This window comes from Microbacterium sp. Marseille-Q6648 (assembly GCF_943181415.1).
Taxonomy (GTDB): domain Bacteria; phylum Actinomycetota; class Actinomycetes; order Actinomycetales; family Microbacteriaceae; genus Microbacterium.
In genome coordinates this window covers 405,275-427,787 of the sequence record NZ_CALPBZ010000003.1, presented here as the reverse complement: position 1 = coordinate 427,787, position 22,513 = coordinate 405,275, and the positions used below count along the sequence as shown (strand labels likewise).

General features: G+C 65.9%; 18 protein-coding genes and 2 pseudogenes. 5 read left to right on the top strand and 15 right to left on the bottom strand.

Annotated elements, in window-relative coordinates; genetic code table 11:
• The first annotated feature begins 43 nt into the window (after positions 1 to 43).
• Positions 44 to 1,278: pseudogene (locus tag NFR93_RS12120) on the top strand (IS30 family transposase).
• 1,172 nt (positions 1,279 to 2,450) lie between these two features.
• On the opposite strand, the gene NFR93_RS16065 reads toward NFR93_RS12120, so the two are convergent.
• The 6 genes from NFR93_RS16065 to NFR93_RS12095 all read right to left on the bottom strand — a co-directional run bounded on the left by NFR93_RS16065 (position 2,451) and on the right by NFR93_RS12095 (position 10,672).
• Positions 2,451 to 3,707: a lipopolysaccharide biosynthesis protein gene (locus tag NFR93_RS16065; protein WP_353049912.1), complete on the bottom strand. Its 1,257-nt coding sequence runs from the start codon at positions 3,705 to 3,707 to the stop codon at positions 2,451 to 2,453.
• Between the two features lie 529 nt (positions 3,708 to 4,236).
• Positions 4,237 to 5,088 carry a glycosyltransferase gene (locus NFR93_RS12115; protein ID WP_251453541.1) on the bottom strand — a complete coding sequence of 284 codons (852 nt, stop codon included), beginning with the start codon at positions 5,086 to 5,088 and terminating at the stop codon, positions 4,237 to 4,239.
• Between the two features lie 57 nt (positions 5,089 to 5,145).
• Positions 5,146 to 6,177 carry an NAD-dependent epimerase/dehydratase family protein gene (locus NFR93_RS12110; protein WP_251453540.1) on the bottom strand — a complete coding sequence of 344 codons (1,032 nt, stop codon included), beginning with the start codon at positions 6,175 to 6,177 and terminating at the stop codon, positions 5,146 to 5,148.
• A gap of 44 nt (positions 6,178 to 6,221) precedes the next feature.
• Positions 6,222 to 7,751, bottom strand: a complete 1,530-nt coding sequence (locus NFR93_RS12105; protein WP_285814599.1) for a sugar transferase — start codon at positions 7,749 to 7,751, stop codon at positions 6,222 to 6,224.
• Positions 7,752 to 8,074: 323 nt separating this feature from the next.
• Positions 8,075 to 9,478: an O-antigen polysaccharide polymerase Wzy family protein gene (locus NFR93_RS12100; protein WP_251453538.1), complete on the bottom strand. Its 1,404-nt coding sequence runs from the start codon at positions 9,476 to 9,478 to the stop codon at positions 8,075 to 8,077.
• A 330-nt stretch (positions 9,479 to 9,808) separates the two neighbouring features.
• Positions 9,809 to 10,672, bottom strand: coding sequence for an SGNH/GDSL hydrolase family protein (locus tag NFR93_RS12095; RefSeq protein WP_251453537.1), 864 nt, complete (start codon positions 10,670 to 10,672; stop codon positions 9,809 to 9,811).
• Between the two features lie 101 nt (positions 10,673 to 10,773).
• Between NFR93_RS12095 and NFR93_RS12090 the strand changes: the two are divergent.
• A pseudogene (locus NFR93_RS12090) lies at positions 10,774 to 11,938 on the top strand (IS3 family transposase).
• 414 nt (positions 11,939 to 12,352) lie between these two features.
• Here NFR93_RS12090 and NFR93_RS12085 read toward each other — a convergent pair.
• From NFR93_RS12085 to NFR93_RS12065, 5 genes are all read right to left on the bottom strand, one after another.
• Positions 12,353 to 13,054 carry an SGNH/GDSL hydrolase family protein gene (locus tag NFR93_RS12085; protein ID WP_251453536.1) on the bottom strand — a complete coding sequence of 234 codons (702 nt, stop codon included), beginning with the start codon at positions 13,052 to 13,054 and terminating at the stop codon, positions 12,353 to 12,355.
• A gap of 68 nt (positions 13,055 to 13,122) precedes the next feature.
• Entirely contained in the window at positions 13,123 to 14,136 is a 1,014-nt protein-coding gene (locus tag NFR93_RS12080; RefSeq protein ID WP_251453535.1) for an acyltransferase family protein, read from the bottom strand.
• A 66-nt stretch (positions 14,137 to 14,202) separates the two neighbouring features.
• Positions 14,203 to 15,219 carry a magnesium and cobalt transport protein CorA gene (locus tag NFR93_RS12075; RefSeq protein WP_251453534.1) on the bottom strand — a complete coding sequence of 339 codons (1,017 nt, stop codon included), beginning with the start codon at positions 15,217 to 15,219 and terminating at the stop codon, positions 14,203 to 14,205.
• A gap of 99 nt (positions 15,220 to 15,318) precedes the next feature.
• On the bottom strand, positions 15,319 to 15,609 hold the full coding sequence (locus NFR93_RS12070) for a DUF4287 domain-containing protein (RefSeq protein WP_251453533.1): 291 nt from the start codon (positions 15,607 to 15,609) through the stop codon (positions 15,319 to 15,321).
• An 84-nt stretch (positions 15,610 to 15,693) separates the two neighbouring features.
• On the bottom strand, positions 15,694 to 16,116 hold the full coding sequence (locus NFR93_RS12065) for a hypothetical protein (protein WP_251453532.1): 423 nt from the start codon (positions 16,114 to 16,116) through the stop codon (positions 15,694 to 15,696).
• A 106-nt stretch (positions 16,117 to 16,222) separates the two neighbouring features.
• Here NFR93_RS12065 and NFR93_RS12060 point away from each other — a divergent pair, with 106 nt between their 5' ends.
• The 3 genes from NFR93_RS12060 (at position 16,223) to NFR93_RS12050 (ending at position 18,316) form a co-directional block, all read left to right on the top strand.
• Positions 16,223 to 16,426: a dodecin gene (locus NFR93_RS12060; RefSeq protein ID WP_251453531.1), complete on the top strand. Its 204-nt coding sequence runs from the start codon at positions 16,223 to 16,225 to the stop codon at positions 16,424 to 16,426.
• 122 nt (positions 16,427 to 16,548) lie between these two features.
• Positions 16,549 to 17,652 (top strand): hypothetical protein, encoded by a 1,104-nt coding sequence (locus NFR93_RS12055; RefSeq protein WP_251453530.1) that lies wholly within the window; start codon positions 16,549 to 16,551, stop codon positions 17,650 to 17,652.
• Between the two features lie 202 nt (positions 17,653 to 17,854).
• Complete coding sequence (locus NFR93_RS12050; RefSeq protein ID WP_251453529.1) at positions 17,855 to 18,316, top strand: hypothetical protein; 462 nt, start codon at positions 17,855 to 17,857, stop codon at positions 18,314 to 18,316.
• Here the strand turns inward: NFR93_RS12050 and NFR93_RS12045 are convergent.
• Genes NFR93_RS12045 through NFR93_RS12030 form a run of 4 tightly spaced genes read right to left on the bottom strand, consistent with a single transcriptional unit; the run spans position 18,313 to position 22,437 of the window.
• Positions 18,313 to 19,164 (bottom strand): galactosyltransferase-related protein, encoded by an 852-nt coding sequence (locus tag NFR93_RS12045; protein ID WP_251453528.1) that lies wholly within the window; start codon positions 19,162 to 19,164, stop codon positions 18,313 to 18,315. The genes NFR93_RS12050 and NFR93_RS12045 overlap by 4 nt on opposite strands.
• Positions 19,161 to 20,234 carry a glycosyltransferase gene (locus NFR93_RS12040; protein WP_251453527.1) on the bottom strand — a complete coding sequence of 358 codons (1,074 nt, stop codon included), beginning with the start codon at positions 20,232 to 20,234 and terminating at the stop codon, positions 19,161 to 19,163. The genes NFR93_RS12045 and NFR93_RS12040 overlap by 4 nt, the downstream gene beginning before the upstream one ends.
• Positions 20,231 to 21,388 carry a glycosyltransferase gene (locus tag NFR93_RS12035; RefSeq protein ID WP_251453526.1) on the bottom strand — a complete coding sequence of 386 codons (1,158 nt, stop codon included), beginning with the start codon at positions 21,386 to 21,388 and terminating at the stop codon, positions 20,231 to 20,233. The genes NFR93_RS12040 and NFR93_RS12035 overlap by 4 nt, the downstream gene beginning before the upstream one ends.
• A complete protein-coding gene (locus NFR93_RS12030) occupies positions 21,385 to 22,437 on the bottom strand; it encodes a glycosyltransferase (protein ID WP_251453525.1) in 1,053 nt (350 codons plus the stop codon). The genes NFR93_RS12035 and NFR93_RS12030 overlap by 4 nt, the downstream gene beginning before the upstream one ends.
• Positions 22,438 to 22,513: the final 76 nt, after the last annotated feature.

The following is a 22,513-nucleotide window of genomic DNA, read 5'->3' as shown; positions in this document are numbered from 1 at the left end:
CTAGTGACGATCGCAACGAGGACCGCTCGAAAGGGGTTCTCGTATGTCGTCTCGTCGTGTCCCGAAGGGGCCCGGTCGTCGTCCGATGACCGACAAGCGCCGGCAGTTTCTGGATTTGCTCGCTGAGGGCTGGTCCGTCCGCGGTGCGTGCAAGAAGCTGGGGATCTCGCGGTCCTCGGGTAACCGTTGGAAGAACGGCTCGTTGGAGCGTCAGAAGAATGGCACGGTCAAGTTCGTGCCACCGCTCGAGCCGCTTGCCGCCCGCACGATCTCGCCCCGGTTCCTCTCCGAGACTGAGCGCATCCAGATCGCAGATCTCGCCAGCCGAGGCCTCGGCCCGACGGCCATCGGACACGCTCTGGGCAGAGCGCCGTCGACCATTAGCCGAGAGCTGCGCCGCAACCTTCACGCGTCCGGTCAGTACCGCCCGTTCCACGCCCACTCCGCTGCGGCGACGCGGCGGCGTCGCACCCGCCCGCTCAAGCTGTCCACGGACGGCGCATTGCGCGCGTTCGTGCTCGCCAAACTCCGCGAGCGGTGGAGTTTGCAGCAGATCGCCCGGGCACTCAAGCTCGCGCACCCAACCGACCCAAGTGCGCGGGTGGCGGCAGAGACGATCTATCAGGAGATCTACCGGCCCGGCTCAGGAATCGTCCGCAAGCCGGACCACTCGCCGCTGCGCACCGGGCGTGATCATCGGCGCGGACAGAGCCGTCAGGTCCGCACCCGGCGGCGGTTCGCGCAGCCGATGCTCTCCGTCCATGACCGCGGCTTCGAGCCAACGGACCGATCGATCGCAGGTCATTGGGAGGGTGACCTCATCGTCGGACCGCACAGCCGCTCCGCGATCGGCACGCTCGTCGAACGGCAGACCCGGTTAGTGAAGCTCCTCCGCACCTCCCCGCGCACAACTCGACCGAGCTACTCCGGGCGCTCGTGAGAACGCTCAACGAGCTACCGCCACCGTTGCGGCGGACGGTGACGTGGGACCAGGGCACGGAGATGGCCCGACATCTTGAGATCACCCAGGCGACGGGAACGCGCATCTACTTCTGCGACTCGGGCAGTCCGTGGCAGCGCGGGTCGAACGAGAACACGAATGGGCTCCTCCGCCAGTACTTCCCGAAGTCGACGGACCTCTCCGTCCACAGCGCCCGCGAACTCGCCCGCGTCGAGAACGAACTCAACCGCCGGCCCCGGATCACCCTCGGCGACCGAACCCCAGCCGACCTCTTCGCCGCGCTGCTAGCCTCCCAGAGTCACCCCTCGTTGCGATGACTACTGGAATACAAGACGTCGCAATGGCCTAGTTTTCGGGCGTCGTCGACACCGTTCGACGCTCACCGGCGCGCGACCGCGCGCCGTGCCCGAGACCATGCCCGCCGTGTCGACCTGACCGGTGAGTTGCGCGCGGTGATCGCGGAGAAGCTGTCGCATCGGTGGAGCCCGCACCAGATCAGTCGGCACCTGCGGAAGCAGTTCCCTGGCGATGCCGGATGTGGTTGTGTCACGAGAGCATCTACCAGGCGGGCTACCGTCCTTCGTCAGGCCTTCTCCGGCCGTCGCCGCTGGCTCCGCACCACCGGTCGCCGCTACGGACGGGTCATTATCGTCGGCGCGCGCAGCAGCGGTCGGACCGGCGCCGACCACGGTTCGAGCAGCCGATGCTCACGATCCACCATCGCCCGTTTCCGCCGGACGATCGCTCCGGAACGCCCGCGGATCACGCTTCACGACCGTGCTCCCGCCGAACTCTTTTGGTCGCTGATAGCCTCGCTGAACCATCAAGTGCTGCGACGTTGAATGGAATCCACCCCGTCGAAACTGACCAGTTTTCAGCCGCCGTCGACAGCGGGGCCAGCGGCGACAGTCGCTGAATGCCTGGAAAGGTAAACCGCCTGATCGTTACGCTCGGGACACGACCACATCCGGGCATGATCAGAGAGCTGCTTCCGCAGGCGGCGGCTGATTTGCTGCGGGTTCACCGATGTGACAGCTTTTCCGCGATCACCGCATGTAACTCGTTTCAAGCCGACCCGGCGGGCATGGGCTCGGGCACGGCGCGCGGTCGGGCGCCGGAAGTGTCGAAGTCGTTACGCCCGTCTCGTTCCATTTCGGCTAGTCGCGGGAGATCGTCGACGGCGACCTTCCCAACTGTTCCGCGATCGCCGGCACGCACAGACGCGCACCGCCTTGTGACGCGCCGCACGCTCCACCCACGTTCACGCAACACCATGAACCCACGGCGCTAATCCGAGAGCTGCCGACGCCACCGACCCTCCTTCGCGCGAGAAGATGTTGACAACACAGCTCCCAGAATCTAGGAGCGGTTGCAACCGTCGCTAGAACCCCCCCAGTCGTCTTGGCCTGGATCTCAACCGTCGCGGACAAAAGGTCGGTCTAGACCGAATCCCGAGAAAAGCCGCCAACGTCGTGGCCCCGCGGTAATCTCATGTCGGCAACGTCAACAGCGCAGCGCTCAGTGCGAGAGTTGCGGCAAACCCGGGTATGACCTGTCCCCACGGCGCCGCGCGTCCCATCAGGGTCACTTGGGTGATTGCGAGGACCATCTCTCGAGCAAGGATGGCCCATGCGGCGAGCTCAAGACCCGACGTGGACAAATACGCCACCACTGGCGCGAATACAATCCCGACGGAGGGCGCAATCATCGCTCGTTTAGCGGTTCCCCGGTGAACGTGTACGGGAGCAGCGGACCAAGATATCGCGGACGGAATCGTGGTTAACACAAGAATTGGTACTATCGCAAGCGCGAGCTCCCACGAGGCACCTAAGAGCGGACGGACGATGAAGTACGTCGCACCGATGGTCGCGATTATAGTTGCGGCGCACAGCCAATAACTGGAGCGAAGGCTGCGCGCAACTATTTCGCGTACGGCGGAGTCCGCGCCCTGGGTATGGTTCAAATCGACTCGTAGCACGTTCGCTTGTGATGCAGCCACCGCATCGCCGGCGCTCCTCGCGACCGACGATGCGACCGTCAGGTTTCCGAGGCTTGCGGTACCGGAGAAGGCTCCGACAAGCACACGGTCCATCTGCCCTTGCCCCCACCCCAGTATGCTGTAGCACACCATCGGCAGAAAAGCTCTCACAGCGCCGGTCGCCATCTCGGGATTGCTCACAGGCGGAACCGCGCGTGCCCCGAGGTATGTGTGCGCAGCGAAGATTGCCTCGGACAGTAGCAGTGCCAATGTCGCCCCCACGATTGAGCTTGTCATCAACGCGACAGCTACGCCCGCAGATGTTCCTGCGAGTGCGGCTGCCGTTCGACCAGTCGTTATCACCGACCATCGCTGCGCTAGTTGTAGTCGAGCGGCCGGGACAGTGGCTATCGCCGTGAAGATCGGCGTTAGGCACAACGGGGCGAGGGATCCAAACGCAGACCAAACCATTTCGGAGTTGAGCGTCGAAGCGGCCGAGCAGGCGAGGATCATGAAGACAAGCCCGCCTGCGGCGGCGAAAACTGTGTATCGCCGTAGGAACTTCCTGCCACCACGAGTGGTCAATGCCGACACGGCAACCTGGCGGATGGGTTGGTCCGTGGCGCTTTGGAAGAAGGTGAGGGCTAGGATTCCCCATGAGTAAAGCCCGACTGCGGCGGGATCAGTGGCAAATGCTACAACGAGCCCCACTAGGGCGAGCGACAGGCGTGGCACTATGCGTTCAATCGCAGACCAGATTCGACGCATAGTTATCTGTGTGGATGAGAAATCGCGAAGACTGTGGCGCCCGCTTCTACGTCATGATCTAGGAACCTATTAGCTCCCACGCGTGCCTCCGAGCCCACTCGTACGGGTCCCACTATCGTCGTGTTCGGGAAAATGATGACGCCGCTTTCGATCGTCGGGTAACCGCCCTGGCCGTTCGAGCCCAGAGTGACTCCGTGGTAAATGCGCACTTGCGGATGAATCACGGAACCGGCCCCAATCACGATCCCGATCGGGTGCGGCAGGTAAAGCGATCCGAGGACGGTCGCTCGACTATTCACGTCGCAGGCAAAGCGACTGATCAAACGATTCCGCGCCAAGATTGAGAGCCACTTGGGCCCCCGTCCCGTGATCAAACGGATGAGAAATGCCGCGTGCAGACCTCCATCTGCCCAGAGGGCGAGGAGGCGGTTGCGCTTCACGTACGATGTGCTGATCTCGCGGAGAAAGTCCTGGTCCTGCGTCACGCCGCGCCAAGCGGCGAGGAGGACATTGGCCGCCGAAACAGTCATCATGTACCCCCCGCAGACAATGGATGTAGCATGCGTTCGGAACTGAGCAGGCGGCGGTAATACCATCGATTCACCGGCCTCATCATTGCTATCGACTTCGCGGCGGATTCTTCAAGATCACTCGGAGTCGGTGGCGAATCTGCGGTGAACACCTCGCCGCGAAGACCGACGTCCGTGCGCATTTTGTTGACATGGTTCACGTAAGCCTCTCGCAAGTCGACGGAGGACGCCACCTTGAGGCGATAACTACCCGACCCGCTCACCTGGGTGGCACTCAAGCGGTAAGCGATCATGGGTTCGGCTAGCCGCACCATGGCCGCGCCTGATGTCGCGAGTCGCAGCCATAGGTCGTAGTCCTGTGCGACCCGCAAATCACGGTACCCGCCAACCTGGTGGATTGCGAGACGTTTAGCCGCGAGGGTCGGGTGAAACACCGGGTTGTGGAAAAGCATGGCTACCGGTAATTCTTTCGGCCCGAGCCGGCTCGGAAAGGAGGGCTGCGGTGCACGTCCCCGGCGAACGCGCAAGGCGCCTCCGAAGACGACGTCCGCTAGCGTTAGCGCGCGCAACTGAAGGTGAAACCTCCAAGGGAGCACGACGTCGTCGGCATCCATCGAGGCGATGAACTCGCTGTCGGTAATGCGCAGCAGCTCGTTGCGCGCACGGGCACCACCTACGTTGGTATCGCCGGCGACAACTCTCAGCCGCTTGTCCTCGACCTCCCCTAATCTGCTCAGAGTGGCGTCCGTGCTGCAATCATCCAGGACGACCAGCTCGCTGTCGTCGGGGAGTGCTGAAAGTGTTGAGCGAACGGCCCTCGCGATTGTCAGCTCCGCGTTGTACGCGGGCATCGTGACTGTCAGTCTAGGCATCGCACCGCCATACACCTCGCTCCGGTCGATCCAGCATCAGCCAGCAAGGAGAGCCTCCCCTGATCTGGCGTGCCGATAGGGAAGGAACCACTCGACGAACTTAGCGACCCCGAGGTCGACTGGAGTCGACGGGATAATCCCGATCAAGTCCCGCAGCAGACGTGCATCCGCCGACGTCGCCACGACATCGCCAGGCTGCATGGGAAGCATGTTCCGCCGGGCGTTCTTTCCGAGAGCTTGCTCGACGGCATCAATAAAGTCCAGGAGTTGGACAGGCTGTCCCCCACCGATATTGACAACTCGGTAGGGAGCGATTGTGCTCAGGGAGTCATGCGCTCCGATCCGCTCACCTCGAGCCGGCGCAGTCTCTGTGAGGCGCTCGACGGCGTGGACTAAGTCGTCTATGTAGGTGAAGTCTCGCATCATTCTCCCGTACCCGTAAACGTCGATGGGCTCGTCGCGTTCGATGGCATTGACGAACTTGAAAAGGGCCATGTCAGGTCGACCCCAAGGTCCGTATACGGTGAAGAATCGGAAGCAGGTCGTAGGTAGATCCCACAAGTGCGAGTAGGAATGCGCCAGCGCTTCCATGCCGATCTTGGTCGCCGCATAGAGCGACATCGGCTGGTGGGTTGGGTGCAGTTCTTGAAACGGCAGGAACGCATTTCCCCCATAGGTGGATGACGTTGACGCTATGAGTATGTGGCGAACACCCGAGCCCTTCAACTCCTCGAGCAACGTTTGGGTCCCAATCAGGTTGGAACTCAGGTACGCCGCAGGATTCTCCATGCTGTAGCGAACACCCGCCTGTGCGGCTAGATGAATTACGATCTCGGGAGACCAATCCGCGATTATCTCCCGCATGAGGACAGCGTCCTCGAGATGGCCGTCGCGATGCTCCCACTTATCATGAACGGCGAGTTGATTTAGGCGGTCGCGCTTGAGCTGTAGATCGTAATAGTCGTTCATTGAGTCGAGCCCGACTACAGAATGCCCTGCCTCCAACAAACTTCGAGCAATGTGGAATCCGATGAATCCGGCGTCGCCGGTGACTAATACACGAGTCATATCGTCCTTTCCGTCCTAGCGACTAATGCCAGCGCGCCCGCACCTCAAGCCGAAGTTTCACCTGGCGCCAGTGCGGCGCGAGCTGTTCGAGCGAGGATGCTCAGGTCGCCGATGAGGGACCAATTTTCGACATACGATAGATCCAGTCGAACTGTGTCTTCCCACGTCAATGTCGAGCGGCCGCTTACCTGCCACAATCCCGTAATCCCAGGTTTCACGAGAAAGCGGCGATGAACGTGGTCTGCGTATTTTGCTACCTCGCGAGGAAGCGATGGTCGTGGCCCCACGAGTGACATGGTACCGCGCAGCACATTGAAGAGTTGTGGTAGTTCGTCAAGGCTGTACTTTCGCAAAGTTTTTCCGGCCTTCGTGACTCGGGGATCATCTCTCATCTTGAATAGGACCTCGTTGCCCGCACCACCGAATGGTGCATTGAGCGTGCTCAAGAGATCCTCAGCGTTGGGGACCATCGACCGGAACTTCAACATTGTGAACTCCTTCCCCCCGAGGCCGACGCGGGTTTGGCGGAAAAGCACTGGGCCATCGCTGCTGAGCCGGACGACTATTGCCAGCGCGATAAGCAATGGGCTGATAGCGATGATCGCCAACGTAGCGACACTAAGGTCGAGACTCCGCTTGGCAAAGCGCTGACCTTTACTAAAACGAGGTGTTTCGACATGAATGAGCGGAAGTCCCGCGACCGGGCGCATGTGAATTCTCGGGCCAGCTATGTCGATAATGCTCGGAGCAAGCACAAGATGCTGCTTGCCCGCCTCTAGGCGCCACGAGATCTCCTTGACCTTATGTGGTGGCAACTCGTCGGTGCTGGTCACTGCGACTGTGTCCGCGCTCGTCGCTAAGACCGCTCGCTCGACCGCGTTGACGCTACCCATGATCGGAATGTCGGTGTTCTCAATCGTCCCGGCAACGCGTCCAGACGGTATACATGCTCCGACGACGCGATATCCAGCATGAGGTGCACGTGCGAGCTCCCGTGCAATCTCGGAGACTGAGCGTTCTGAGCCGACCAGCAGAACTCTGGCCGCGTATGCGCCGCGTTGGCGCTGGGAGATTAACCACTGTCGCCAGAGCCAGCGGATGGATACAAGGACCACGACGCCAGCCGGCAAGCTGATCAGAAGGAACCCGCGGGCGACATCGACGCGGAAGAGAAATGCGGCTATGGCTATAACGCCGAACAGACGGAAGCTTGCGTCAACAATTCGCACATACTCACTGTTGCCGGCGCCCATCACCCGATGGCTACGCGAGTCGGATAGCGTGAGCGCCAGCATCCACGCGAGGACCACAAGGCCTGAGAAGATCCAATAAGACAGCTCCGTGATTCGGGAGTCCTCGCGCATAGCCACCTCGGCGTTGCCTAGGCCGAACCACACGATCTGAGTGCCGTACACGACCCAGATCAGCGCGAGTAAGTCTGTGATCCAGATCTTTCGCGCGTAGCTCTGTCTCCAGCCGCTCCTCGGCCGCGCTTCTAGAACGCTCGCGCGTGACGGGGGCGCCAATGGTGCCGTGTCTCGGCCTTCGCCCCCGTTCTTAAGGGTGTGCTGCACTTTCGAATGCGACGTCGGTGTCGCGTCGACCTCCCCAAGGCTCGACGTCACGATCGTCCTCTCGGCGTCTCGACTAACTGCTTCGCATGCGAGCGTAGCGTTGAATTGTGTCGGCAATGTGAAGCGTTCGCGTCGGACTGGAGCAGGAGACCCTCGAGAGTCGCGTATCTGGGCAGGGGAGGGAGACCGTTAAGTGGGGAGATGTGACCGCATCGTAATAAAGCGTCGCGGGCCACACCAGAAGTCCCGCAGCAGGGCCACGGTCAGGTTGTTTCGATGTTCTCTGGTCGGCGGCGAGCTCTCGGTGTTGCCGGACCAAGTCTTCAACGTCTCTGATCGTCGCCGTGCACGCCGTGATCCTCGTACGTGCGAGGAAGGTGGGCGAGCCTTGATGGGAACGCGGGTGCGCGCACAGCTCTCATGCCTTGCGTTTCGCAGATCTCCGAGGCCAGGGTGCACCGATCGCGTAGCAAATATGCGAGAACACCCATGACGAGGACCGGGGCGCCTGAGTAGATCAGGAAGGATGCGAGGGCATTGGCGTCCGCGGCGAGGGTGCGGAAGATCACCAAGGAGCCGAGGTAGGCCCACCCCAGTTGAGCGATTAGGTTCTCGGCCTTGGCGAATCGGCGATCGACCCAACCGGCGAACAATCCGAGCAGGAGCATCCCGACGAATATGCCCGCGTACCCGAAGTTTATGAACAATTCGCTGTTCAGCCCAGCAACGACGTGAGTCTGGTCGGACTGCAGGATCGCTTGGCCCGTGATCTCCGGCATGGACCGAAGGGGTGGGTTGGGGACATACAACCCGAGTAGACGCACCACGCCCAGGGTTACGTTCATGAGGGCCTGTACGAACGTCTCGCCGTGCAGAAATCCGCCCTGCGTGGTGTAGGTGTCAGCGAATCCGAGCATGGAGAATCTTCCCCATTCCCAATCCGCCCATGTAGCTAATGAGCTTGTTTGGCGGGTTCCCGCGAGGCGGTCCCCGGTGACGTTAGCCACGAAAACAGCGGCGGCAATTGCAAGACTCGGCACCACCAGCATGCGCGCAGGATAAAGCCGGTGTGCGGTGACCAGTACAAGTGGCAAGGCCATAACGAAGATAATCGACCGTCCACCGGTCCACTCAAGTGCTACTGCGATCAGAGCCACTGATCCGAGAACGATGATGCAGGCCCATGTCGGGCCATCAAAGTGCCTGAACGACAAGACCCAAAGGGCCAAGAAGCTGATGATCCAGACCGACCAGTGGGACATGAATACGTAGCGAGCGTCACCTTGCTCCACTGACAAGATGCGAACAGTGCTGGAAAGAGCAGCGTTCGCCTGCATTCGAAGGAGCCCGCTCATTACGAAGGGGAATATCACCGCGAGAACCGCAATAATGATCCATTTGTCAGTACGGCGGAGGCGTGGTCGGTTGGTCACGGGCGCGCGCTGAAGCCTCCACACGCAACCGATGCTCATTGCGATCAAACCCAGGACGGACCCAAGCACGGCTGTTGCCATCGCTGGAGTACCTGCGACCGTGACATCAAAGAATCCGCGCGGCTGCCCCTCTACCTTTGAGAGGTGGACAATCCCCGAAATGAGACTCACCAGGACATAGTTGGCGAGGAGTAGAGTGCGGACGTTGAGGATCCGCCCGACCCGACGCGCCACGTAAGCCGCGATGAGAAACCCGACACCGGAAAAGACCGCGAGAACGATGATTGGGAGCACCAAATGCGGACGCCTTCCGATTGTTGGCTAGTGCTGAGCATAGCGAAGCCCCCAACAGCACGTATACGGCATCGCCGTCGTTGCTGTGGAGGACCACCGGGCCCGTAAATGAGTAATCGCGAGCGCCACGCCAGTTGAGCGAGCTGTAGAGATCTGGCGGCGTAGTCCCGATCACCAAGAATCTTGCTATGCGCTCGCCAGGTCGCAGCCGAGCGCCGCGGCAGAGGTGGGTCCGGCCCGCAGCGACCAGTCTCGGGTGTGCCTGGTCAGTCCATAGAGCGGCCACCATGGGGTCGATGACGCGGCCCGGCTGAGTCCAGGGCGGGTCCATCAGGGGGCTCCCTTGTCGCTTGGAGCCGGTGCGGGTGATCCGTTGGGCAGGGTTCGACGCCAATCCGGAAGTCCGCATCCCCACCTTGCGTCGGTGGACATGCGGATCGCCGGACTCACACTAGAAGCCTGAACAGCCTCCACGAACTGGTCCGCGAGGTAAACGTTGCCCTCGTCGGTCGGGTGGAAACGGTCTTCACCAAGCCAATCGCGGGCTTCTCCGTCAAACCACCCCGCTTCTATCGGATCGATGAACACGGCATCATACTTACGTGCTACCGAAGCTAGCCCTTGGTTCTGGCGATCAATGCCTGGCGACTGCCCGTCTCTGACCTTGATCTGTCCGATGATGACAACGGGCAGGCTGGGGGCCAGAGATCTTAGATACGCCATAGCCTCGGTCGCTCGCGGGATCGTTTGATCCGAAGCGCTCGTCAGATCGTTTACTCCGTTTGCGAACACAACCAGAGACGGATTGAGGGATAGCGCCCAATCGATACGTGCATTGAACGTCCACTCATTAATCCCGCGAGTCCAGCCACTTCCGCCGACGCCGAACGCGCAATCCTTCCACCCTAGGTTCGCGCTTGCGAGCGCGGACCAATTCTTATCGCCCACCCCTCCTTCGTCGGAGCCTCCGATGTAACTGTCGCCGATGAAAGCTACCAACGGGGCGATGGGCTCGGGTTCCGCTTCAGTGAGCGGCTCCGGTGTGTACGTGGCTACGGCTGCAGCATGGGGCTTGGCTGAAGGAAGTAGAGCGAGCGCCGTGAGACTTGCGGTTAAGATGACCGCGACGCTGACACCAGCGAGTACCGGCCATCGTGAGCCTGCGTTGTTGCCGTGGCGCCGGTGTCTTCCCATGAGATGCATCCTACGGCGGCATGCTCAGGCTCAAGACTGCTGCACGAGTAGGTGACATCTGATCTGGCATGCCCGAGGGGTCGGCCTGGAAAAATGTTGCTGTGCCCAAGCCCTACCCGAGCGAGTTCCGTGACGACGTGTTGCGCGTCGCGAGGAACTGCGAGCACGGAGTCACGGTCGAGCAGATCGCGAAAGGCTTCGGCGTTCACCCGATGACCCTGCAGAATTGGCTCCACCGCGCCAAGGTTGATGAGGGCACCGCGCCGGTCGAGACCTGGACCGAGGCGGCTGAAACTCGTGAGCGGCGCAAGCGGATCCGGCTGCTCGAGCAGGAGAACGAGGTCCTGCGTCGTGCGGCGGCGTATCTGTCGCAGGCGAGCCTGCCGGGGGGAGGCTCCCCCCGCTGACTGAGCTCGCCGACGCGGGGATCCCCGTGACGGTTGCGTGCCGGGTGCTCAAGCTCTCCCGCCAGCCCTACTACCGGTGGCTGGCGACCCCAATCACCGCTAGAGAGGTGGTGGAGGCGTGTCGCGCGAACGCGCTGTTCGACGCGCATAAGGACGACCCCGAGTTCGGGCGCCGGCTGCTCGCAGACGAGGCCCGCGACGCCGGCGGGCGATGTCGGACCGGACCGCATGGAAGATCGCGTCAGCGAACGGCTGGTGGAGCACGTTCGGCAAGAATCGGGGCCGTGGCAGCGGGAAGAAAGCGGGCCCGCCCGTCCACGACGATCTCGTCGGTCGCGACTTCACCGCTGACGAACCCGAACCAGTTGTGACTGTGTGACGTCACGGAGCACCGGACTGCGGAAGGCAAGCTCTATCTCTACGCGTTCAAGGCCGTGTTCTCCAACCGGATCGTCGGCTGCTCGAACGACTCCGGATGAAGTCGAGCCTGGCCGTCACCGCCCTGAACCACGCTGTCGCCCGGCGCCGCGACGTCGCCGGCTGTGTGGTCCATAGCGACCGCGGGTCGCAATTCCGCAGCCGGAAGTTGCTGCGCGCTCTACCCCACCGCCGCATGGTCGGATCCATGGGCCGGGTCGGCGCCGCGGGTGATAACGCCGCCATGGAGAGCTTCTTCGCGCTGCTCCAGATAAATGTCCTCAACCGCCGCAACTGGACCACCCGCGACGAGCTGCACATAGCGATCGTGACCTGAATCGAGCGGACCTACCACCGACGCAGACGACAGCCCCGCCTCGGCCGTTTGACGCCCGTTGAGTTCGAGGTCATCATGAAAACGCCAGCCGCGCTGGCTGCGTGACAAACCCACCGTCACCTATCCGTGCAGCAGTCCCCGGTCTCCTATGCGGGTATTGGTTGCGTAGTCGGCTCGCCGGACGTCTGCAGCTTTATAGTGCTTACTGTACGGCCCGGGTGTCCGTAACCGCGTGGCTCTAAGTCCCCCTGGGTTCGCGACGACCACCTGGGCGGATGACACAGACCCGCGGAGTCTGAGGAGTCCGCGTGTTGGCGCGGATCCGCTCGCAGAGACGTCTCTCGAGGTCAGACGCAGTTTGACTCTTGGCGTTGGAACGCATCACTTCGTGCCGTAGACCACGCCGACAGGTTGGGAGCGAACGATCGCCGCTGGTGACCGGCTTTCTTCGTCTGCTCAAGCGCGGTCAGGCTCCTCGCTGACGATGCCCTCTCATTCTTCCACGCTTCGGGATCGGATTCACCAGGCGGCGGCGATAGTCTCGCCGATGACGCGCTGACCGTCGCGGTTGGTGTGAAGTTTGTCGTCCTGGTACTCGAGTTTGACGTCCAGGAGCGAGACGTACTGCACGCCCACCTCGTCGGCGGTCGCTGCGAACGCTTCTTCCACTCGCTGAAGTGCCTCGACCGTGCGAGCCGGGGGAGAAGGGGGACCGACCACCATCACCCGGTCGGCGTCGATCTCGTCGAGGACTGCGGCGAGGGCTTCGCCCAGACGCGTACTCGATGCAGTGGTGTCATTGAGGCCGGCCTGGATGATGACGGCATCCGGCTCGATGCGGTTGATCTCGTCCACGCGCTCGGCGAACGACGCCTCGGGGCAGAAGGTCGAGCCCGTCACTCCCGAGCCGGCGAAGCCGTCGACGTAGACCGTTGTGTCGGTTTGCTCGCCGAAGGTTGCGGGCCAGGCCTCGCTGGGCCCGCCGACCGACCAGCCCTGAGAGTACGAGTCGCCGAGGACCGCGACCGTCTCGTCGCCTTCGGTGATCGGGGCCTCGTCGAGGTGCTCCGAGACGGAGTGGATCTGCGAGCAGATCTCGGCGAGGCGGGCGTTCGCGTTCGCCTCGCGCACCGCGAGCAGGGACGCGACCGCGATCGCGAGGACGGCCACCGCAACGGCGGCGATCGTCCACGCCGGGTGGCGTTTCAGGAGCGCGGGCATCCGGCGATGCTCTCACGGGGTGGCTGGGGGATTGGTGGAGGCTCATGCGCCGAGCCGGCGAGAGTCAGCTACGTACGCTCCGGCCGAATAGCCGCGCTGTCAGCGCTTGATGTGTCGTTCAGGCGCGGGGCGGCACCCCGAGCTCCCGTCAGGAACCAAGCCGCCGGGAGCGCGACAAGCGCCAGCCCCAGCGCCCACGAGGCGACAATCGTGATCAGGAACCCGGCCACCGAGCCGTCGCCCAATGCGTCAAGGGCGCTGGCGATAGGCACGTGAACGAACATCACAACGAGTGACGACATCGACAGCCAAACCACCGTCACCGACAACGGACGCGGCGTCCGTGAGAGGTACGCGCGAGCGGTCACGATGAGCCCGCCACCGATCAGGACGGCTGTGAGAATCCCCACGACGGGCACTCCGAAGTGCAGGCCTTTCACGTCTACGAAGCTGTCGGGGAAGAGCAGAACGAGCGCCACCCCGCCGGCCAGCATCGCCGGGCCCACCACGCCGTCACGACTCATGCGCGCCTGAGCACGGCGCAGCGTCTGCCCCGCCACGACGAAGACGAATGCGCCGAGGCCTTGCCCTATCGCGAGCGGGAGAAACGCCAGCTGAGTGCCCGGCACATAGGCGGTCACGATCAGCAGAGCCAACGCAACGCACCACTGCCAGGGCAACGCGAGTCGAGAGACGGGAACGTACAGAATGGTCGCCACGAACAGTGCCGTGGGGAACCAGAAGGCCCAGAACGGTTCGGACTGAAGGGGGCCACCCCACACCTGTCCTGCCGCAACTCGTGGATTGAACGACCCCTGTATCAGCTGAAATCCCCACGTGATCGCGGCGATGATCGCGAACCAGCACGCGTAGGGGACGAGCAACGTCCGCGCGCGTACCGCGGCCTCGCCCTTGATTCCGCGCCGACCGCTCCACAGGTAGCCCGTGAGGATGAAGAACAGCGGCAAATGCCATGTGTAGAGCCACTGGCGTGTTTCCGGGGTGATCCAGACGTGACCTGCCACGACAGCGACCATGCCCACCACGCGTACCGCGTCGATCGCCGCAGACCGTTCGCCCATAGGAGCTGAGCCTAGCGATGCCGTGTTTCGGACGCGGTCGGGTGGCTTTGCGGCATCCGATGGAGGCTAGAGCCAGTTGCGGCGCTTGAAGACGACGTAGAGGATCGCGCTGGAGGCGAGCATGAGGGTCAGCGCGAAGGGGTAGCCGAAGACCCACGACAGCTCGGGCATGTAGTCGAAGTTCATGCCGTAGACCGCGCCGATCAGGGTCGGGGCGAAGAGGATCGCCGCCCATGACGAGATCTTCTTGGCCTGCTCGGTCTGAGCGAGGCTCATCTCCGACATGCGGTGCATCTCGAGGTTCTGGCGACGGGCGACGACGTTCGCCTCGACCGTGAGGGCGTTGTCGAGGATCGCGCGGAAGGACTCCGCCCGCTCGGTGACGCGGATGGCATGGTCGTGCACGTCTCGGAGGTTGTGCTGCAGTTCGACATCGACCTGGTACTTGTCGAATCCGCGGAGGAGGGCTTCCAGCATCCCGACCAGCGGCTGCGTCGCCCGCTGGAAGTCGAGCACCTCGCGCGACAGTGCGTAGATGCGGCGCGAGACGTCGACACCGTCGTCGAAGAGCTGGTCTTCGATCTCGTCGATGTCGTTCTCGAGCCCGGCGATCACCGGCGCGTACTCGTCCACCACCTGGTCGAGCACCGCATACAGCACGGCTTCGGGACCGCGGGCGAGCAGTTCGGGATCCGCCTCGAGGCGCTCGCGCACCGAGACGAGGTCGCACGACTCGGCGTGGCGGACCGTGACGACGAAGTCGGGGCCGATGAAGACGTGCAGCTCGCCGAACTCCACCGTCTCGCTGTCGTCGATGTAGCGGGCGGGACGCAGCACGATGAAGAGGGTGTCGCCGTAGCGCTCGAGCTTGGAGCGCTGGTGCCCGGCGAGGGCGTCGTCCACCGCGAGCGGGTGCAGGCTGAACTCGGCCGCGACACGGTGGAGCTCGTCGAGGTCGGGACGGTAGAGGTCGATCCAGCTCATGCCGCCGCGGTCGCGCATGGTCTCGAAGGTCTCCTCCAGGCTCACTGGATTCGCCGTGCGGCGCCCGTCGACGTACACGCCGTTGTCGATCACCGTCATCGGTGGGCCTCCTGCTGGTGGGAACCTCTCGACGATACGCGCGTTGGGGCGCTTCGTCTCGCTGCGCTCGCTCAGCGGCCGGTGGAGCCGCGGCGGGGGTCAGGCGGGCTTGGTCGCCTTGCCGTCGAGCCAGAGCGTGTCGGAGTCGTCGCGATGCGTGCCGGTCGTGCCGACATGCTTCCGGTCGATCTGCGGACCCTTCTTGATCACGTGCACGAGAGCCATGCCGTGGCCGCGCCCGAGGTCGTAGTCGGCCTTCAACCATTCGAGGATCTCGCCGGCCTTCACGTTCGGATCGTCGTACCCCTTGCTCTTCGCGATCTCGAGCAGCTGACGCGGCGTGAGACCGGTCTTGTCTTCGATGGTGTCGAGATAGGCCTGGAAAGACATGGCGGGTCCCTTCGTCGGGTCGTTGGCGGTGTTCCTTCAGTGTGGACCGTAGGGCTGACGTTGCGGCATCCGCCCTACGGCGGGTCAGCCGGTGGATTCGACCGTCCACCACGCGATGTCGACGATGCACAGACCGTCATCGGTGTCGCGGAAGAAGAGGTCGCCCGGAAACACCCGGCCGTCCTCGGCCGAGCCGCCCATCTCGAGGTTGATAGACCAGTCCGGCTCGAGCGCGGCCTGGTCGGGCCAGTAGTCGGCCGTGAAGCCTTCGGGTTCGCCGGCGGAGAGGCCGCGCCAGTCCTCCGGCTCGCCGAAGTCGGCGGCCGAGTCTTCGCACGCGAAGGCGGTCATGTCATCGGCCGAGGCAGCCGCGATGGTCTGCTCGGTGGTGTCGATCACGCGGGCGCCGTCGGGCCCCCAGATGAGGAGGTCGGGGGAGCACCCCGTGAGTGCGACGGCGAGAAGGGCGATGGCGGCCGCTGCAGCGCGACGATGTGCGGTCGACATGGTCCCAACCTAAACGCGAGGGGGCGACCCCTGGTCGCGGACGCTCCGCGGGGATACGGTCGCGGTGAGCGCCGGTGCGATGGAGCCCCGGCTGAAGGGGATCATCATGACCGCGCACACCTACCGCGTGACCGAGATCGTCGGCACGTCTCCTGACGGCACCGACGCCGCCATCCGCAACGGACTCGACCGCGCCGCCGAGACCCTGCGGCACCTCGACTGGTTCGAGGTCGTCAGCACGCGTGGTGCGCTCGCCGACGGGCAGCTGCACTTCCAGGTGACGATGAAGGTCGGCTTCCGGCTGGAGTGACCGGGCGGGCGGGCGGGCGGGCGCTTCGTCTCGCTGCGCTCGCTCAGCGACCGGGGGGAGTGCTCGCTCGGCGGCCGGGAGGGGTGTGCTCGGTTGGTGGTCGAGGCCCATACGATGAGGCGGTGTTGACGAACCGCCGCACGACGGCCTCAGCCCTGACCGTTCTGGCGTTGCTGCTGGCGGGATGTGCGGCATCCGTCGTGCCTGGCTCAGACGCCGCGCCGACCCAGACCGTCGGGCCGACCTCGTCTCCGACGCCGACGCACATGCAGGGTCCGGAGTTCGTGGAGCCGACGTCACGGTTCGACTTCGACTGCGATGACATCGCCGACGACGTCGCGCCGTTGTTCGCAGATGGAGTGCCAACGCCGGCGACCATGCCGAAGGCGGAACCGGGACCGACCTGGCGCCTCGGCCCGGGCCAGTACGCGTTCGCGCAGGACGGAGCCGTCTACTGCGACTTCGCGGTCGACCCGAACGACGCCCAGCAGCCGTCGGCTTCTGTGGTGATCGTCGCCGATGGCGCCGGGGCCGTAGAGCATCACGACGAGATGCTGAACGATTCGTGCGCCGAGCAGATCTCGGAGGGCGCGGTGTGCAACGGGATGTCAGTCGTCGAGGGCACCTACCTGCAGGTGTTCGGGACGCCCGGTCCTGAGGTGGCCGCGGACGAGGCCGAGCTCCGGCGCCAGGAGGTAGTTAAGGCCGTGAGCGAGCGAGTGCGGGACTCGACCGTTCGCGAGCAGTCTTGGTCGCCGCCTGCCGGGACCATCCCTCTGGTGAGCGATTGCGAGACCGTCCTGCCGTCCGACGGGCTCGCCTCGGTGCGAAACGCCCCGGGACTCGAAGTCTTGCGTCCGGACGGCGGATGGTCGGTCGAGTGGTGGATGCTCGGCTCGCGGTGGCAGGTCGACCCGTGCCTCTACGTGGTTGCCGGCGCCGGGATGAACCGGCCCTTCTACGGCGAGGTGTCGTGGCTGACAGGCGGTGAGTGGGCATACGACGAGGCGGTCGCCGGAACCGAGTTGAGCCTCGAGGAGGCAGAGGGCTCGGACCGTGCTGCGCTCACCTGCGGCCAGACGCCCTACGTACGGTGCGTGGTCGACGTCGTGGCTGGCGGCAATTGGGTGCGCTACCAGCTTGACGACACTGTGTCGGAAGAGGACGTGTCGCGGGTGGCGACGGATATCGCCGAGGTGATCGTGAAGGCGGTCCGGGGCGGCTGAACGGGGCGCTTCGTCTCGCTGCGCTCGCTCAGCGGCCGAGGAGGGACTGCGCTCGGTCGGCCGACCGGGAGGGGCGCTTCGTCTTGCTGCGCTCGCTCAGCGAGACGGGGGAGTGTGCTCGCTCCGCGGCGGGGAGGGGTGCGGGGCGCAGCTGATCCGGGCATTCGGTCCGTCACGAGGTCGCGTGTGCGACGATCGCAGCATGAACCGGCGGATGCTGCGCCTCGCGGCCGTCGCCCTCGCTTTCGGCGCGGTGTGGCCGACGGGGTGCGCCCCGGGGGAGAGCGGCACCGAGGCCGAGGCGTGCATCAGCTGGATCTACCTCGAGACCCCCGCCGATGCGGTGGAGCAGTCGGACGCCGTCGTGCGAGCCCGCGTCATCGACGAAGCGGGCACCCGGCCGTACGAAGTGCTAACCTCCACGACGTTCACCGTCGAGGTCGACGAGTGGATCAAGGGGTCGGGCGAGAGCGAGATCGTCGTCGCCTCCCTTCCGCGCAGCTGCGGCGACACCGGAGACTCGATGGCCGACGCGGCCGGCGGTGAGCCGGTCGTGCTCTTCCTCCGCTCGACGCCCGAGGGCTGGGAGACGCTGACGCCGTTCCAGGGCGTGGTCGAGCCGGGCCCCGACGACGACGTGCCCGAGGAGTGGCCCGAACCCTAGGCCGCCGAGCTCACTCCTGCGCGAACCCAGCCGCCGTCGTGCGCCACGATCGCACCGGCGCGGGCGAAGGCGTCCAGCCAGCCCCGCATCGGCCAGGTGCCCCAGCGCTCGGCGAAGATGCGGCCGTTGCGCAGGATGTCATCCAGATGCGCCCACGGCGGCGACGACGTCGGATGCCACTGGTGGTACGCGTGGGCGCCGCCCACCCATCGCAGGGGGATGCCGCGCCCCCGAGCCCGCCACGCCAGGTCGGTGTCTTCGGCGCCGTACCCTTCGTAGTCGTCCGAGAAGCCGTCGAGCCGCTGCCAGGTCGCGGGGGTCACCGCGAACGAGAGTGACCAGAAGAGGTCGTACGCATCAGGATCGGCCTGCTCGGTCGTGCCGTCGGACGGAGACGGGCGGGCGGGGTGCGGCCGGGTCATCGCGCCGAGCTCGTCGGCACGGGTCGGGCGCTGAATGCTGGGCAGATAGGTGACCGGACCCGCGAGCAGAGCGTCGGGATGCCGCTGGGCGGCGTCGACGTAGCGCGAGAGCAGGTCGGGACCGGGCAGGCAGTCGACGTCGAGAAACACGAGCACGTCCGCACCCTCGCGCAGCGCGACCTCGGCCACGGCGTTGCGGGCCGCGCCGACCCGCATGCCGGACGCACCGGGCGGAACATGAACGGTGGCGTCGATCCCGGACCGCGGGCCGTGCGTCGCCCGCAGCGGTGGCTCCGGGTCGAGCCACGCCTCGATGCGCAGGATGTCGAGGTCGTCGGGTGTGACATCGCGCAGCACGCCGCGCTGGGTCTGCAGGTGGCCGAAGCGGGACGCCGAGGCGACCGTCAGGACAGCGACCCGGGTCATGCGGCGACCTCGTCACGGTCGGTGTCGGTTGCGGTGGCGGAGGGGGCGGAGTCCCTGGGGGAGTCCGCACGCGCGGCGACCTCGTGGATGACGGCGGCGGCGCGGGCGGCTGCCCCGCGCACCTGCCACATCGACCAGTCGGCGGGCTCGGCGGCCGCCTGCTCGATCAGGCTCACGAGCTCGTCGGGGCTCGGGTCTCCTGCGGCAACGGTCGCGCACCCCAGCGCGGCGACCACTCTCGCGGTGTGGTGCTGCTCGTCGAAGGGACGGTCCTGCGGGATGACGACGGCGGGAATCCCTGCCGCGGCGGCGTCGGCGATGCTGTTCTGCCCGGCCGCGGTGACCACGACGGCACTGCGGCACAGCAGCGGCCAGACGTCGTCGACGCGGTCGTCAGCGGTGCCGGCCGACTCGACCTGCCAGCCGGCGGTTCGCAGCAGCTCGACCGTGTGCGCGAGGTGCTCGGGTGGCAGCATCCGACCGAGGAACAGCACCCGGCGCGGCTCGCGGGGCGTCAGGGTGTCTCGACCGTCGTGACGGGAGATGCCGCCGACGCGCACCACGCGCTCGCCGCGGGCGTCGAGCGACGGTGTGCGATGCATTCCGGGCGCCCACGGGGCGAGGATGCGGTCGGCGAGGTCGTAGGCGAGGGTGTGCGCGGGGTCGGTGCGCTCGCCGGGCTGGGTGACGACGACGGTGCGCGCGCCGAGCAGTCGCACGAAGACGGACACTTCGGCGCTGACGTCGACGACGAAGGCGTCCGGGTGGGTTTCGGCGATCCACGCGGCGATCGTCGCGAGCCGGGCGCGATGGCCCGCATGTCCGATCGGCGCCCAGTGCAGCGCGCCGTTCGCGGTGGGATCGGCGTCGCGGGGATCCCGCGTTGTGCCGTCCGGAGCGACCGCGACGTCGGCATCCGCAGGGAGAGCGACCCAGGTCGTCTCGGGCGGAAGCACCGCGGGCGCCTCCAGGCTCGAGAAGACGGTGACGGGCTCGCGCAGGTGCGGGCGCACGGCGAGGAACCGCGTCAGGTGGCCGTGCCCGTGATGGTGCACGTACCAGCCGATCACCCGACCACCGCGCGTTCCACGGTCGCGGGGCTGCCCATCGCGGTGTGGGCGAGCACGCGCTCGACGTCGCGGTCGCGTCGGTCCAGCGAGTAGCGCGCGACCGCGGCCCGCCGGATCGCCGCGCGCTGGCCGATGCCCCGCGCCTGCGTCGCCAGCATGGTCGCGGCGTCCGACAAGGCCTGCACGTCGCCGGGTGCGACGACCGCGGCCCCCGGCATCCCGTCGAGCACCTCGCCGACTCCGCCGGCGTCGAACGCAGCCACGGGGGTGCCGGTCGCGAGCGCCTCGGCCAGGACGAGACCGAACGGTTCGGACCAGACCGGGGTCACGAGCGCCACGGCCGACGAGCCTACGAGCCGGCTCAGCGCCGGCTGGTGCAGCGGGCCCGCGTAGTGCGCGTCGTCGCCGAGCAGCGGAGCGATCTCGCGCACGAAGTACGTGGGGTCGCCGATGCGGCCGGCGAGCACGATGCGCGCCCCGGCCAGCCGGGCGGCGTGGATGGCGAGGTGCGGCGCCTTCTCGGGAACGATGCGCCCGAACCACACCCAGTCCCCGCGGGTCCTGCCGCCGCTGATGCCGCCTCCGTCGCCGAGTCGCCAGCGGGCCGTGTCGACGCCGTTCGGGAACACGAACGCGTCGACGCCCGCGGCCGACCAGGCCCGCGCGGTGTGCTGGCTGACGGCGACGAACCGATGCGGCGCATCGCCGACGTCGCCCGCGGCCTCGACGATCTCGGGCAGCGGCGGTGTGTGCAGGGTGGTCACGACGGGGATGCCGGCGGTGCTGCTCCAGCGGATCGGGTCGCCGTGCAGGCTGTGGTTGTCGACGACGTCGACGCCGCGGCCGGGGGTCAGCAGGCTCTCGAGCACCCGGTCGAACGCGGCCGTCATCGCCCGCCGGTGCCCGGGAGGGTTGGCGCTGTCGGACGCATCCTGCGCGCGCATCCAACGCGGACTCGGCAGCCGGAGCTCGGGGCGGTCGCCGAGGAAGTCCGACCCGTCGGCCGCGCACAGCGTCACGTCGTGCCCGCGCCTGCGAAGTCTGCGGACGCGGTCCCACACGACAGCCTCGAGCCCACCCGCGTGCGGCTGCCGCAGGGCGTGGCGCTCGGGAGCGACCACGAGCACGCGCAGTCGCCGGTGCCCCGCCGTCACGCGCCGGCCCGTTCGCCGAGCGCCTGGTTCGCCAGCGCTCGCAGGTAGACGTCGAGGTGCTGTGCGCGCACCTCGTCGCGCTGGGTCTGACGACGGGCGCGGCGCCGCGCGACCTCGGCGTCGCGATCGGTGCCGGCGCGGGTGCGCGATGCGACGCCGTCGAGCGCGTCGACGAGCGACGAGGCATCGTCGAGGTCGAAAGCGAAGAAGTCGGCCGGATGCTGCGACCGCACATGCCCGACCCGCGTGCCGACCACGGGGACGGCGAGGTCGTAGCAGAGCTCCACCCAGCCCGAGTGGGTCCCGTGTCGGTACGGGAGGACAAACGCGTCGAGAGTGGAGAGCCAGCCGGCGAGCTCGTCGTCGGACAGGCGCTCGCCGCGGAGGATGCGCACTCTGCTCTCGGCGGTGGCGGCGGCGCGCGCGAGGCGGTCGGCGAGGTCTTCGTCGCGCACGCGCGTGTTCAGTCGCACCTCGACCTCGGCCGAGATGCCGCGCAGCCCGAGGGCGGCGACGGCCTCGGCGAGGACGGCGACGCCGCGTTCGGCATCGATGTTCGGGCGCAGGTCGCGCAGGTGCAACCCGATCCGAAGGGTGTCGGAGGCGTCGGTGATTGCGTGGGGCCCCGGCGCCGGGGACGTCTCGAGCAGGGAGGGGTGCGCGATGACGGTGCACGCGCGGTTCCAGCGTCGGCGCACCTCGGCGGCGGCCGTGGGCGTGAGGGTGAGGACTTCGTCGGCGGACGGCACGATGACATCGAGCAGTCGCAGGTACGCGGCCTGATCGGTCAGCTGCGGATTCTCGAGGTCGTGCACCGTGTAGATCACGGGCCGACCGTGCCTGCGCGCGCGACCGAGGGCGCGGGACAGTTGCTCGGGGGTGAAGGACTCCAGCCCGAAGTGGATGTGGAGCACGTCGAATTCGGGAGCGTGCTCATCGAGCCAGCTCGGCGAGAGCACGCGGGGCGGCCACCACTGTCCAGCCGGAGCGCCGGGGTGGACGGGATCGGGCAGCAGCTCGACGTGCTGCGGGTCGGTGATGGCGCGCACGTAGGGGTGGTCGGCTGGGACTGCGGCGACGCGAACGGGCGTGGTGTTGATGGGAACTCCCTCGTGCGTGGCGTTG